Source organism: Cellulomonas oligotrophica, assembly GCF_013409875.1.
GTDB classification, from domain to species: Bacteria; Actinomycetota; Actinomycetes; order Actinomycetales; family Cellulomonadaceae; genus Cellulomonas; species Cellulomonas oligotrophica.
This window is the reverse complement of record NZ_JACCBK010000001.1, coordinates 1111878-1124824: the sequence shown is the minus strand read 5'-3', so window position 1 is coordinate 1124824 and position 12947 is coordinate 1111878. Positions and strand designations below refer to the sequence as shown.

9 protein-coding genes are annotated in these 12947 nt (G+C 76.2%); 7 read left to right on the top strand and 2 right to left on the bottom strand.

Going from position 1 to position 12947, the window contains the following annotated elements; all coding sequences use genetic code 11:
* The first annotated feature begins 14 nt into the window (after window positions 1-14).
* Both pcrA and BKA21_RS04860 read left to right on the top strand, forming a co-directional pair.
* Window positions 15-2582 carry a DNA helicase PcrA gene (gene pcrA, locus BKA21_RS04865; protein ID WP_140457232.1) on the top strand — a complete coding sequence of 856 codons (2568 nt, stop codon included), beginning with the start codon at window positions 15-17 and terminating at the stop codon, window positions 2580-2582.
* Between the two features lie 71 nt (window positions 2583-2653).
* Window positions 2654-4231: an OmpA family protein gene (locus BKA21_RS04860; protein ID WP_170208895.1), complete on the top strand. Its 1578-nt coding sequence runs from the start codon at window positions 2654-2656 to the stop codon at window positions 4229-4231.
* Here the strand turns inward: BKA21_RS04860 and BKA21_RS04855 are convergent.
* Complete coding sequence (locus BKA21_RS04855) at window positions 4203-4913, bottom strand: nucleoside/nucleotide kinase family protein (RefSeq protein WP_140457230.1); 711 nt, start codon at window positions 4911-4913, stop codon at window positions 4203-4205. The genes BKA21_RS04860 and BKA21_RS04855 overlap by 29 nt on opposite strands.
* A gap of 152 nt (window positions 4914-5065) precedes the next feature.
* On the opposite strand from BKA21_RS04855, the gene sucC reads away from it, so the two are divergent.
* The 5 genes from sucC to BKA21_RS04830 all read left to right on the top strand — a co-directional run bounded on the left by sucC (window position 5066) and on the right by BKA21_RS04830 (window position 12375).
* On the top strand, window positions 5066-6247 hold the full coding sequence (gene sucC / locus BKA21_RS04850) for an ADP-forming succinate--CoA ligase subunit beta (protein ID WP_140457229.1): 1182 nt from the start codon (window positions 5066-5068) through the stop codon (window positions 6245-6247).
* A gap of 34 nt (window positions 6248-6281) precedes the next feature.
* On the top strand, window positions 6282-7184 hold the full coding sequence (sucD, locus tag BKA21_RS04845; RefSeq protein WP_140457228.1) for a succinate--CoA ligase subunit alpha: 903 nt from the start codon (window positions 6282-6284) through the stop codon (window positions 7182-7184).
* A 153-nt stretch (window positions 7185-7337) separates the two neighbouring features.
* Window positions 7338-9098, top strand: coding sequence for an ATP-binding cassette domain-containing protein (locus BKA21_RS04840; RefSeq protein WP_140457227.1), 1761 nt, complete (start codon window positions 7338-7340; stop codon window positions 9096-9098).
* A complete protein-coding gene (cydC, locus tag BKA21_RS04835) occupies window positions 9095-10951 on the top strand; it encodes a thiol reductant ABC exporter subunit CydC (RefSeq protein ID WP_140457226.1) in 1857 nt (618 codons plus the stop codon). Before BKA21_RS04840 ends, cydC begins: the two co-directional genes overlap by 4 nt.
* 83 nt (window positions 10952-11034) lie before the next feature.
* Window positions 11035-12375, top strand: coding sequence for a cell division protein PerM (locus BKA21_RS04830; protein ID WP_179625315.1), 1341 nt, complete (start codon window positions 11035-11037; stop codon window positions 12373-12375).
* On the opposite strand, the gene BKA21_RS04825 is transcribed toward BKA21_RS04830, so the two are convergent.
* Window positions 12338-12901 (bottom strand): hypothetical protein, encoded by a 564-nt coding sequence (locus tag BKA21_RS04825; RefSeq protein ID WP_140457225.1) that lies wholly within the window; start codon window positions 12899-12901, stop codon window positions 12338-12340. The genes BKA21_RS04830 and BKA21_RS04825 overlap by 38 nt on opposite strands.
* Window positions 12902-12947: the final 46 nt, after the last annotated feature.

The following is a 12947-nucleotide window of genomic DNA, read 5'->3' as shown; positions in this document are numbered from 1 at the left end:
AGGCTGGGTGCGCCATGACGTCGCTGTTCGAGAGCCTCGACCTCCCCGTCCCTGCCGCAGCCGTGCCCGGGGGCGTGGTCCCGCGCGCCACGGGCTCCTCGGCCACCCCCGACGCCCGTGCGGCTGTCGCCCGGTCGCACGCCGGGGAGTCCTCCGGGCTCCCGCTGGTGGTGCCGCCCCGGCGGGACGACGACGACCCCCGGGCCGCCGACCGGGCGGAGCGGGAGGTCGCCCGTGCCGACGCCCTCCTCGACGGGCTCAACCCGGAGCAGCGCGAGGCCGTGCTGCACGCGGGCGGCCCGCTGCTCATCGTGGCCGGGGCCGGCTCGGGCAAGACCCGGGTGCTCACGCACCGCATCGCCCACCTGCTCGCCACGCACCGGGCGCGCGCGGGCGAGGTCCTCGCGATCACGTTCACCAACAAGGCCGCCGCGGAGATGCGCGAGCGTGTCGAGGCCCTCGTCGGGCCGTCCGCGCAGCGCATGTGGGTCTCGACGTTCCACTCGGCGTGCGTGCGCATCCTGCGCCGCGAGGCTGCGACGCTCGGGCTGCGCACGAGCTTCTCCATCTACGACCAGGCCGACTCCCAGCGGCTGCTCACCCTCGTGGCGCGCGAGCTCGAGCTCGACCCGAAGAAGTACCCGGCCAAGGTCCTCGGCCACCGGATCTCGGCGCTCAAGGACGAGCTGGTCGACCACGAGGACTACGCCCGCACGCACGGCGGCGGCCCGGCCCACGAGTTCGACACCGTCCTGGCGCAGGTCTACACGCGGTACCAGCAGCGGCTGCGGCAGGCGCACGCGCTGGACTTCGACGACCTCATCATGAGCACGGTCCACCTGCTGCAGGGCTTCCCGCAGGTCGCCGAGCACTACCGGCGCCGGTTCCGCCACGTGCTGGTCGACGAGTACCAGGACACCAACCACGCGCAGTACGTGCTCGTGCGCGAGCTCGTCGGCGTCGGCGGGCCCGACGGTCCGGCCGAGGGGTCGGTGGACCGGGGCGAGCTCACCGTGGTGGGCGACGCCGACCAGTCGATCTACGCGTTCCGTGGCGCGAACATCCGCAACATCCTCGAGTTCGAGGCCGACTACCCGGACGCGCGCACGATCCTGCTGGAGCAGAACTACCGGTCGACGCAGACGATCCTGTCCGCCGCCAACGCCGTCATCAGCAAGAACTCCGGACGGCGCGCGAAGCGGCTGTGGACGGACTCCGGCGCGGGGGCGCAGATCGTCGCCTACGTGGCCGACGACGAGCACCAGGAGGCCCGCTTCGTCGCCGAGGAGATCGACCGGCTCGGCGACAGCGACGGCGTGCGCCCCGGCGACGTGGCGATCTTCTACCGCGCCAACGCCCAGTCCCGCGCGCTCGAGGAGGTGCTCGTGCGCGTCGGCCTGCCCTACAAGGTCGTCGGCGGCACGCGCTTCTACGAGCGCAAGGAGATCAAGGACGCGATCGCCTACCTGCGGGCGGTCGCGAACCCCGACGACGACGTGAGCACGCGGCGCATCCTCAACGTGCCCAAGCGCGGGCTGGGCGAGCGCTCGGAGCAGATGGTCGCCGCGTTCGCCGAGCGCGAGCGCGTCTCGTTCGGGGCGGCGCTGGTCCGGCTCGACGAGGTCCCCGGCCTCGGCACACGGGCCGTGACGGGGCTGCGCGCGTTCGCGGGCATGCTCGACGAGCTGCGCGACCTCGCCGCCTCCGGCGCCGGCCCCGCCCAGGTGCTCGGCACCGTGCTCGACCGCAGCGGCTACCTCGCCGAGCTGCGCGCCAGCGAGGACCCGCAGGACGGCTCGCGGGTGGAGAACCTCGCCGAGCTGCACGCCGTCGCGGCGGAGTTCGAGCAGTCCGACCCCGAGGGCGACCTCACCGACTTCCTCGAGCGCGTCTCGCTCGTCGCGGACTCCGACCAGATCCCGGTGCCCGACGGCGCGGGTGACGGCGCACCCGTGCAGGACCCCGGGGTCGTCACGCTCATGACCCTGCACACGGCCAAGGGCCTGGAGTTCCCGGTCGTGTTCCTCACGGGCATGGAGGACGGCACGTTCCCCCACATGCGGTCGCTGGCCGACACCGACCAGCTCGCCGAGGAGCGCCGGCTCGCGTACGTCGGCCTCACCCGCGCCCGCGAGCGGCTCTACGTCTCGCGGGCCGCGCTGCGCACCGCCTGGGGCGTGCCGAACGAGCTGCCGCCGAGCCGGTTCCTCGACGACCTGCCCACCGACCTCGTCGACTGGCGCCGTCGGGAGTCGTCGACGTCGCGGCTGCGCGGCGGCTGGGGGTCCGGCTACGGCACCGGCGGGCGCGGGGCGTCCGGCGGTGGCCGTGAGGGCGGGACGCGACCCGAGCCGCGCACGACGCTGCCGCGCACGGGCGCGTCGTTCGGCTCCGCGACCCCGCGGACGACCGGCCCGGTGCCGGACCTGCAGGTGGGGGAGAAGGTCACCCACGACTCGTACGGTCTCGGCACGGTCGTGTCGCTGGAGGGCTCGGGGCAGAACTCCGTGGCCAAGGTCGACTTCGGCTCCAACGGCACCAAGCGGCTGCTGCTGCGCTACTCGCCGGTCACGAAGCTCTGACGGTCCGCCCGCCGCGGCCGCCTACCATGGCTCGGCCCGCGCAGCGGGTCGGTCGAGCGGAGGAGATCAGGATGCGGCGCAGCCGACGACGGTGGCACGGTGCGGTGCTCGTGGCGGCGGGTGCCCTGCTCGTCGGGTGCACGGGCGACCCCGCACCCGCGCCGACGGCGTCGGCCGCGGCGACGACGCCCGGCGACGTCGCGGGCGCCGACGTCGCGCCCGTGCAGGTGACGGCCGTCGTCGACGGGCAGGCGGTCACGGTCGAGGTCGGGCCGCTGGCGGTGCACGACGACGCCGCGGTGCTCCGCATCGCGTCGACCGCGCCGGCCCCGACGCTCCGCCTGGCGCTGTGGCACGTCTTCGAGAGCATCAGCTCACCCGGGCCGAACGGCGTGCGGCTGGTCGACGTCGACGCCGGGACCGTCACGCCCGTCGTGCGGACCGTCGACGACACCCCCGTCTCCACCCGCAACGGCACCCCCGGCGGGCCGGCGACGGACGCCTCCCAGGAAGCCGCGGGCGCGGACGTGGAGGTCGTCCACGCGGCGTTCCCGGTGCCGCAGGGGTCGACGGTGGACGTGCTGCTCCCGCAGGTCGGCTGGGTCGGCGACGTCCCGGTCGTCCCGGCCGAGGCTGCCGGGACGCTCACCGTGCCGCCCGCCGAGATCGTCGACGGCGAGGTCGGCGCGCCCGCGCAGCACACGCTCGAGTCCTACACGGAGGTCCTCGAGGCCCAGGTGCGCACGCGCGAGACGGCCGGGCAGGTCGAGGTCGCCGTGTCCTCGGACGTCCTGTTCGCGTTCGACTCCGACGCGCTCGGCCCCGACGCCGACGACGCCCTGGCAGCGGCGGCGGAGCAGCTCGCCGGGTACGACGCGGGCACGCTGACGGTGGTGGGCCACACGGACGACCAGGCCGACGACGCGTACAACGACGACCTGTCGCAGCGCCGTGCCCGGACGGTCGCGTCCCGCCTGGGTGAGCTCGTCGACCTCGACGGTCTCGACGTGCAGGTCGAGGGCCGGGGCGAGTCCGATCCCGTCGTGGCCGGCACCGGGGAGGCCGAGCGTGCCGTGAACCGGCGGGTGGAGATCGTGCTTGAGCACGCCGTGGCCCAGCCCCCCGCGCCGGTCGTGGCCGACGGCGAGCCGCCCGAGCCCGAGGGGCCGGTGGCCACCGGCGCCACGGGGGTCGAGATCACCGACGGCGACGACACCTACGAGGTGCGGCTTCCCGAGGTGCTGCGTGCGGGTCGGTTCCTCGTCGGTGCGCTCGAGGTGACGAACACCGGCACCGGGGACCTTGCCCTGGGTGCGCTGTCGGGCGGGGCCTGGGACGCCCGAGGCTCGTTCGACCCGCAGCTGCAGTTCGCGCCGACGAACGTGACCCTGGTCTCCGGCGGCACCCGGTCCTTCGTCGTCGACTACCTCGAGAGCGCCGACGGCGACGACCGCGAGCCGCTGAGCGACCGGGTGGTCAACGGCATCGGTGCGGGCGAGCGACGCGTGGTCACGGTCGTCTGGCCCGACACGGGTGAGGACACGGTCACGGTGGACGTCGCGCCGCGCTTCCACGCCGCGCAGGAGCAGCTGCAGGTGGCGGGGCGTGCGCCCTTCCGCCTCACCGACGTGCCCGTGGTCGAGGGCTGACGTCGGTGACGTCCCCGGGGGCGCGCAGCACCCGGGGCGCCGCGGGGTCGCGGTTGTCGACGACGACGTCCGCGCGGCCGACGGGGTCGCAGGCCCGCAGGTACAGCTGCTGGCCCTCGACGTAGCGGGCGTTGGCCGGGTCGGCCGGGTCGGGCGGGCAGCCGTCGCGGCGTGCCATCCGTGCGAAGGTCACGTCGAACGGGGCGTCGACCCACACGGCCAGGTCCCACGCGTCGACGAGCTCGTCGCGCTGCAGGAAGATCCCGTCGGCGACGAGCACGGCGTCCTCGTCGACGTCCAGCCAGGGCAGCCCGGGGTCCGCGTCGGTCGCGAGGTCGTGCACCGCCGTGCGCACGCGGCGCGGCCCGGGGCGGTCGGGGCCGAGCGGGTCGAGGAGCACCGCCCGGAGCGCGTCGAGGTCGTAGGAGTCGTGGAAGAAGCCCTCGGGGCTGGTGCGTCCGCGGCGGTGCCGCACCGCGCGGGGGTGGTGGAACCCGTCGACGGAGGCGCGGACCACGGACGCGCCGCGGGCGCGCAGCACGGCGGCCAGGTCGTCGGCGAGGGTGGTCTTGCCGGCGCCGTCGACCCCGTCGACCGCGACGCGCACCGGCCGGCCCAGGACGACGGGGGAGGGGACGAGGTCGGCGACGTGCCGGAGCACGACGTCCCGGGTGCTGGTCACGCGCGCACGGTAGCCGACGTGCGCTCACGGGTGACCCGGGCCACATTCTGTCGATGTCAAGGAACCTCGGTCCCGGGGATACGATCGTGCGCGGCGACGCGGCCGCACCGGGCCGTCGGCAGCATGCGGTCGAGGAGAGGAAACCGGACCAGGTGGACCTGTTCGAGTACCAGGCACGTGACCTGTTCGAGAAGCACGGCGTACCCGTGCTGGGCGGCATCGTCGCCACGACCCCCGACGAGGCCCGTGCCGCGGCGCAGCAGCTGCTGCCGGCCGAGGGCGGCGTCGTGGTCGTCAAGGCGCAGGTGAAGACCGGCGGGCGCGGCAAGGCCGGCGGCGTGAAGATCGCCCGGTCCGCCGACGAGGCCGCCGAGAAGGCCGGCGAGATCCTCGGCATGGACATCAAGGGCCACACCGTGCACCGCGTGATGATCGCCGCGGGGGCCCGGATCGCCCAGGAGTTCTACTTCTCCCTCCTGCTGGACCGCGCCGAGCGCCGCTACCTGGCGATGTGCTCGGTCGAGGGCGGCATGGAGATCGAGCAGCTCGCCGTCGAGCGCCCCGAGGCGCTCGCGCGCGTCGCGGTCGACCCGCGGACCGGCATCGACGCGGCGAAGGCCGACGAGATCGTCGCCGCCGCCGGGTTCCCGGCCGAGCTGGCCCCGAAGGTCGCCGCGGTGCTGCAGAAGCTGTGGGACGTCTACCGCGAGGAGGACGCGACGCTCGTCGAGGTCAACCCGCTCGTGCTGACCGAGGAGGGCGACGTCGTCGCTCTCGACGGCAAGGTCACGCTCGACGCGAACGCGGGCTTCCGGCACGCCGACCACGCGGCCCTCGAGGACGCGGCGGCGGCGGACCCGCTGGAGGCCCGCGCCAAGGAGAAGGACCTCAACTACGTCAAGCTCGACGGCGAGGTCGGCATCATCGGCAACGGCGCGGGGCTCGTCATGAGCACGCTCGACGTGGTCGCGTACGCCGGCGAGGCGCACGGCGGCGTCCGCCCGGCCAACTTCCTCGACATCGGCGGCGGCGCGTCCGCCGAGGTCATGGCCGCCGGTCTCGACATCATCCTCACGGACCCGCAGGTCAAGTCCGTGCTGGTCAACGTCTTCGGCGGCATCACCGCGTGCGACGCGGTGGCCAACGGCATCGTCGCGGCCCTGGAGATCCTCGGCGACGAGGCGTCCAAGCCGCTCGTCGTGCGGCTGGACGGCAACAACGTGCTGGAGGGCCGGCGCATCCTCGCCGAGGCCGCGCATCCGCTGGTGACGCTGGCCGACACGATGGACGGCGGCGCCGACACGGCGGCCGCCCTCGCGCACGCGGCCCGCTGACCGACCCGACGACACGAGAGAAGCAGAGACCACCATGGCGATCTTCCTCACCGAGGAGTCCAAGGTCATCGTCCAGGGCATGACCGGGGCGGAGGGCCAGAAGCACACCACCCGGATGCTCGCGTCCGGGACGAACGTCGTCGGCGGCGTGAACCCGCGCAAGGCCGGCACGTCCGTGACGTTCCCCGCGGGCTCGGGCGCGCCCGAGGAGACCGTGGACGTGCCCGTGTTCGGCTCGGTCGCCGAGGCGATGGAGAAGACGGGTGCCGACGTGTCGGTCGTCTTCGTCCCGCCCGCGTTCACCAAGGCCGCGGTCGTCGAGGCCGTCGACGCCGGCATGCCGCTCGTCGTGATCATCACCGAGGGTGTCCCGGTGGCCGACACGGCGGAGTTCTTCAGCTACGCGCAGGCGCAGGGCGTGCGGCTCATCGGCCCGAACTGCCCCGGCCTGATCAGCCCCGGCAAGTCCAACGTCGGCATCATCCCCGCCGACATCACGGGCCCGGGCCGCGTCGGCCTGGTGTCGAAGTCCGGCACGCTGACCTACCAGATGATGTACGAGCTGCGGGACTTCGGGTTCTCGACGGCCATCGGCATCGGCGGCGACCCGATCATCGGCACGACGCACATCGACGCGCTGGCCGCGTTCGAGGCGGACCCGGAGACCGAGGTCATCGTGATGATCGGCGAGATCGGCGGCGACGCCGAGGAGCGTGCGGCGGCGTACATCCGCGAGCACGTCACCAAGCCGGTCGTCGGGTACGTCGCGGGCTTCACCGCCCCCGAGGGCAAGACGATGGGGCACGCGGGCGCGATCGTGTCGGGCTCGTCGGGCACCGCCCAGGCCAAGAAGGAGGCCCTCGAGGCCGCCGGGGTGAAGGTCGGCAAGACGCCGTCCGAGACCGCCGCCCTCGCGCGGGAGCTCCTCACCGCCTGATCTCGTCCGGGCGGCACGCCGCCCCTGCTCCACCCCGCGGACCCGGCTGCCCCGAGCGGCCGGGTCCGCGGTCGTCCGGGAGGTGGTCAGGCGCCGGACGTGCGACCTTGGTCCTGCTCTCCACCCTGCCGGCACTTAGGTAAGGTTTACCTCATGAACTCGGTCGCTCGTGACCGCGCCACGCTCGCCGGAACCGTGCTCGTCTCGTGGCTCGGGTCGCTGGGCCTCGCGTGCGCCTTCCTCGTCGTCGGACGCGTGGCCGACGACGTCCTCGCCGGCCGCCCCACCGGTGCAGGCACCTGGGCGCTCGGCGCCGCCGGGGCCCTCGTCGCCGGGCTGGCGTCCGCCTGGACCGTGCTGCGCAGCAGCGACCACGCCGCGCGTACGGAGCGCGCCGTGCGGCACGACGTCGTCGCCCAGGTCCTCGAGCTCGGCACCGCCCAGGGCGCCCGTGAGCGCACCGGGCGCGTCGTGTCCACCGCGACCGACGCCGCCGAGCGGGTGGGCACCTACCGCGGCACCTTCCTCGCCCCGACGTTCGCCTCGGTCACCGTGCCCGTCGTCGTGCTCGTGCTCGTGGCGGTCGTGCTCGACCCGCTCTCGGCGGGGCTGCTGGCCCTCGCGGTGCCGTTCGTGCCGCTCGCGGTCGGCGGCTTCCAGCGGCTGTTCCGCGGCTCGTCCACCGAGTACCGGATGACGGCACGCCGCACCGCGGGTGCCTTCCTCGACGCGATCCAGGGCCTGACGACCCTGCGCCTGCTCGGTGCGGGCGAGCGGCGTGCGCGCCGGCTCGCCGCGACGTCCGAGGAGCTGCGCCGCTCGGTCATGAAGCTCCTCGCGGGCAACCAGGTCGTCATCCTCGTCGCCGACTCCGTGTTCTGGCTCGGGTTCGTCGCGCTCGCGGCGTGGCTCGCGACGACCCGGGTCGCCGCCGGGGTCCTGACCCCCGGCGAGGGGGTCGCGCTCGTCCTGCTCGGCACGCTGCTGCTCGACCCGCTCGACCGGATCGGGCAGTTCTTCTACCTCGGCCTCAGCGGGCGCGCCGCTCAGCGGGAGGTCGACGCGTTCGTCGCGCAGGAGGCGCTCGTGCGCGACCCGGCGCCCGCCGGCGGCGGCCCCGCACCGCTGCGCACGCCGGACGGCATCGCGGTCGAGCTCACGCAGGTCGGCCTCACCTACCCCGACGGCACGGAGGTCCTGCGGGGCGTCGACCTGCGCATCGAGCCGGGGGAGCACGTCGTCCTGCTCGGCCGCTCGGGATCCGGCAAGTCGACGCTCGTCGACCTCCTCGGCGGGGTCCTGCTGCCGACCGCCGGGACGGTCCGCCTCGGTGGCGCCGCGACCGACGCGATGCCGCTGCACCGCACGCGCGGCCTCGTCGCGGTCGTCGCCCAGCAGACCTACCTGTTCACCGGCACGCTCGCGGACAACCTGCGCCTGGCCGACCCCGACGCCACCGACGAGCGCCTGTGGGACGCGCTCGAGACCGCGGCGCTCGCCGCCGACGTCCGGGCGATGCCCCTCGGCCTGGCGACGCCGGTGGGGGAGCGCGGGCTGTCGTTGTCCGGCGGGCAGGCCCAGCGCCTGGCCATCGCCCGCGCGGTGCTGCGGGACGCGCCGCTGCTCGTGCTGGACGAGCCCACCGCCCAGATCGACCTGGCGTCCGAGCGGCTCGTGGTCGAGGCGCTCGGCCGCGTCACGCGTGGACGGACCGTCCTGACGATCACGCACCGGACGACCGCCGTGCCGCCGGGCGCGCGCCTGGTCGTCCTCGAGCACGGGCTCCTGCGCCCCGCCGCGGCCGCCGGCGCCCCGGCGGACGCCCGCGTCGCGGCGGACCAGCCGGACGACCGGCCGGACGACCAGCCGGGCGACCCGGCGGCACCCACCACCCGTGAGGAGGTGACCGCGTGAGCGCGGCACCCGCCACCGCCTCCGCCGGCCCGGTCGCACCGGCCCGGCCCGCACCGGCCGGCACGACCCGCACCGACGACGCCCGGCGGCTGCTGCGGCTGGCCCGGCCGGTCCTGCCGCCGCTGGCCGCGTCCCTCGTGTGCCGGCTCCTCGCCCAGCTCGCGTCCGTGGCGATCCTCGCGGTCGCCGTGCACGGCGTCGTGCTGGCCGTCGACGCCGCCGCCGGGGGGCCGCCCGTGCCGGTGGGGCGCACCGTCGCGGTCCTCGTCGCCCTCGCGCTCGCCAAGGGCGTGCTGCGCTACCTCGAGCAGCTCAGCGGGCACACCGTCGCGTTCGCCGCGCTGGCGATCCTGCGCGTGCACTTCTTCACACGCCTCGAGCCCCAGGCCCCTGCGGCCGTGGAGGGCCGCCGCACGGGCGACCTCCTCTCGCGCGTGACCCGTGACATCGACCGCGTCGAGGTGTTCTTCGCGCACACGCTGGTCCCCGCCGTCGCCGCCGTGCTCACCCCGGCCGTCGTGCTCGTCGTGCTGGCCGTGGGCGTGCACCCGGTCGTCGCGGCGCCGGCGCTGGTCGCCTGGCTCGTGGCCGGGGTCGTCGTGCCGCGCTGGGGCCGGCGGCGCACCGCCGACGCCGCCGCCCGGCTGCGCGCGGGCAAGGGGGAGCTCGCGCAGCACGTGACGGACACCGTGCAGGGCGTCCGCGAGGTCCTCGCGTTCGACGCGGGCGAGCGGCGGCTGGCCGGGCTCGACGCCGTGGGTGCCGACGTCGACGCGGCCCAGCGCACGTCGGCGCGGCAGGTCGCCGCCCGCCGCGCGGTCGCCGGCGTGCTCGTGCCGGGCGTGCTCCTGGCGGTCCTCGCCGCCGGTGCGCCCCTCGTCGTGGCCGGGACCGTCACCTGGGGCGCCCTCGTCGTCGCGGTCGCGGTCGTGCTGGCCACGACGCCGGCCGTGCTCGCCGTCGAGGAGGTCGTCGCCGACCTCGACCAGGCGTTCGCGTCCGCGCGTCGGGTGTTCGAGGTCACGGACGCCCCGCCGGCGACCTCCGACCCGGCCGCACCGGTCACGCTGCCCGCAGCCTCCGGCGGGCGCACGGTCCGGTTCACCGGTCTGACCTTCACCTACCCGCCGCGCACGGACGCCGGCACCGCAGGGCCCGTGCCTGCCCCCGCCGTCGTCGACGTCGACCTCGACGTCCCCGCCGGGTCGACCGTCGCGCTCGTCGGCGCGTCCGGTGCCGGCAAGTCGACGCTCGCGCACCTGCTGCTGCGCTACCACGACCCCGACGCCGGTGCGGTGCTCCTCGACGGCGTCGACGTGCGGGACCTGACGCTCGACGACCTGCGCCGCCAGGTCGCGCTCGTGCCGCAGCGCCCGCACCTGTTCGCCGGCACGCTGCGCAGCAACCTGCTGCTGGCCCGCCCGGACGCCGACGACGCCGCCCTCGACGCCGCCTGCGCGGTCGCCCAGCTCACCGACGCCGTGGCCGGGCTGCCCCGCGGCTACGACACCCCGATCGGCGAGCGCGGGGCGCGGCTGTCGGGCGGGCAGCGCCAGCGCGTCGCCGTGGCGCAGGCCGTGCTCCGTGACGCCCCCGTCGTGGTGCTCGACGAGGCGACGAGCCAGCTCGACGCCGCCACGCAGGCGTCGCTGCAGGCCGCGTTCGACGCCCTCGGCGAGGGACGCACCGTGCTGCAGGTCGCGCACCGGCTCGAGACGGTCCGCGCCGCGGACCTCGTGGTCGTCCTCGACGGCGGCCGCGTCGTCGAGCAGGGCACGCACGAGGAGCTGCTCGCCCGCGACGGGGCGTACGCCCGGCTCGTGGGACGGTCCCTCGAGCCCTCCGCGGGCTGACCGCTGCACGCACCGGACCGCACCGGACCGACGCGCCGCCCGACCTGGCCCCGCGGGCGCCCGTGACCGGGGACCATGGGGGCGTGCCTCCCTCGACAGGTCCCGTGCCCCGCACCGCGACCCGGCGCGTGCTGTCCGACGAGCGCCGCCCCGCGTTCTTCGACTCCGCGGTCGACGGCGCACCGCGATGGGCGACGGGTGCGCTGACCGCGCTGCAGGCCGTCACGCTGTCCCTGGCCGCTCTCGCGCTGCCCGCGGTCGCGGCGTTCGTCGCGACGTCGGCCGACCCGTCCAACGCGGACGTCGGCTGGACGCGCGCCGTGGTGGTCGCCGCCGGGCTGTGGCTGCTCGGCCACGGGGTCCCGCTGGACGTCGGCGGGGCGACGGTCACGGTGGTCCCGCTGGGGGTGACGGCGCTCGCGCTGTGGACGGCGTGGTCGTCGTCGCGGCGCTCGGGGGTGCCGTCCCGCTCCGGCACGGCGGGGGCGGTCGGCACGTACGCGCTGCTCACGGTCCTCGTGGGGCTCGTCGCCGGTGCCGGCGGTGCGCAGCTGCTCCGTGCGCTGGCCGGCGGCCTCGTCGTCGGGGCGGTCGGCCTCGGCGCCGGACTCCTGCGTCGCCCGGGCGCGCCGACGCCGGACGCGCTGCTCGCCCCCGTGCGCGCCCGCGTCGGCCCGGACGTCCTCGCCGGCGCGCGAGCGGGTGCGCTCGCCGCCGCGGCACTCGTCGCCGCCGGTGCCGTCCTGACCACCGTGTGGGTCGTCGCGGGCCGTGCGACGGTCGGCGACGTGGTCGACGGGCTGGGGCTCGACGCCGTCGGCGGCGCCGTCCTCGCGGTCGCCGAGCTGGCGGTCCTGCCCAACCTCGTCCTGTGGTGCGTCGCCTGGCTCGCGGGCCCCGGGTTCGCCGTGGGTGCCGGCACCGTGTTCTCCCCGGCGGAGGTGGTCGCCGGCCCGTTGCCGGCGATCCCGCTGCTGGGCGCGCTGCCGTCGCCGCACGTCGCCGGCGGGCTCCTGCTCGTGGCCCCCGCGCTGCTCCCCGCGGTCGGGGCGCTCGCCGGCCTGGCGCTGCGCCGGGTCCCGGCGCCCGGGCGGGCCCGCGGGGTCTGGCTGCGGCTGATGGCGCTGGGCGCGACCTCCGGGCTGCTCGTCGGGGCCCTCGTGGGTGCCGCGTCGGGCTCGGCGGGTCCCGGGCGCATGGCGGAGGTCGGTGCGACCGCGTGGCTCGTGGGGCTGCTCGCCGGGGCCGGGTGCACGCTCGGCGCCCTGGTCGTCGCCGTGCCCACCGACCCGTTCGTGCGCGCGGCCGTGCGGGCCCGGCTGCGTCCCGGCGCCGCGGGCCCCGGTGCTGCGCCGACGGGTCCTGCTGCCGCCGGCCCGGCGCCCGTCAGCCCTGCGGGACCGACGGCAGCAGGGAGCGTGTGAGCTCCTCGAGGTCGCGGCGCAGGTCCGCGTCGCACGTGCGCTGCGCCTGCTGCGTGAGGGCACGCTCCTGGCACTGCGCGTGCTCGCGCAGCGCCGGCGTGAACAGCAGCGACTGGGCCGCGACCGCCGTCCAGCCCAGCGACGCGACCACGAGCACCGTGGCCATCACGACCACCGACGCCCGCGCGCGCGAGCGCCCCGCGTGGACCACGGCGACGATCGCGCACGCGAGCGCGAGCACGGCGAACGGGGTGGCGCCCAGCGCCCACGGGTACGGGGACGACATCGTCAGCACCGAGACGAGCAGGGCCGCCGCGGCGCCCGTCGCCCACCGGTGCGCGCGGACGACGCCCTCGGCGTCGGGCTCCCGCGGCGCCGGGCCGGGCGGCCCGTCCGCGGGGGGCGGGGGACCGGCCGGCGCACCGGCGGGTGCCTGGCGGGGATCGACGTCCTGCGGTGCGCCGTGGCCCGGCGCGTGCTGCTGCTGCGCCGCCGGCTGCTCCGGCGGCGCGTACGGGTTGCCCATCTGCCCAGTCTCGCAGGCCCGGGCCGTGCGACGGGCGTCGTGGCAC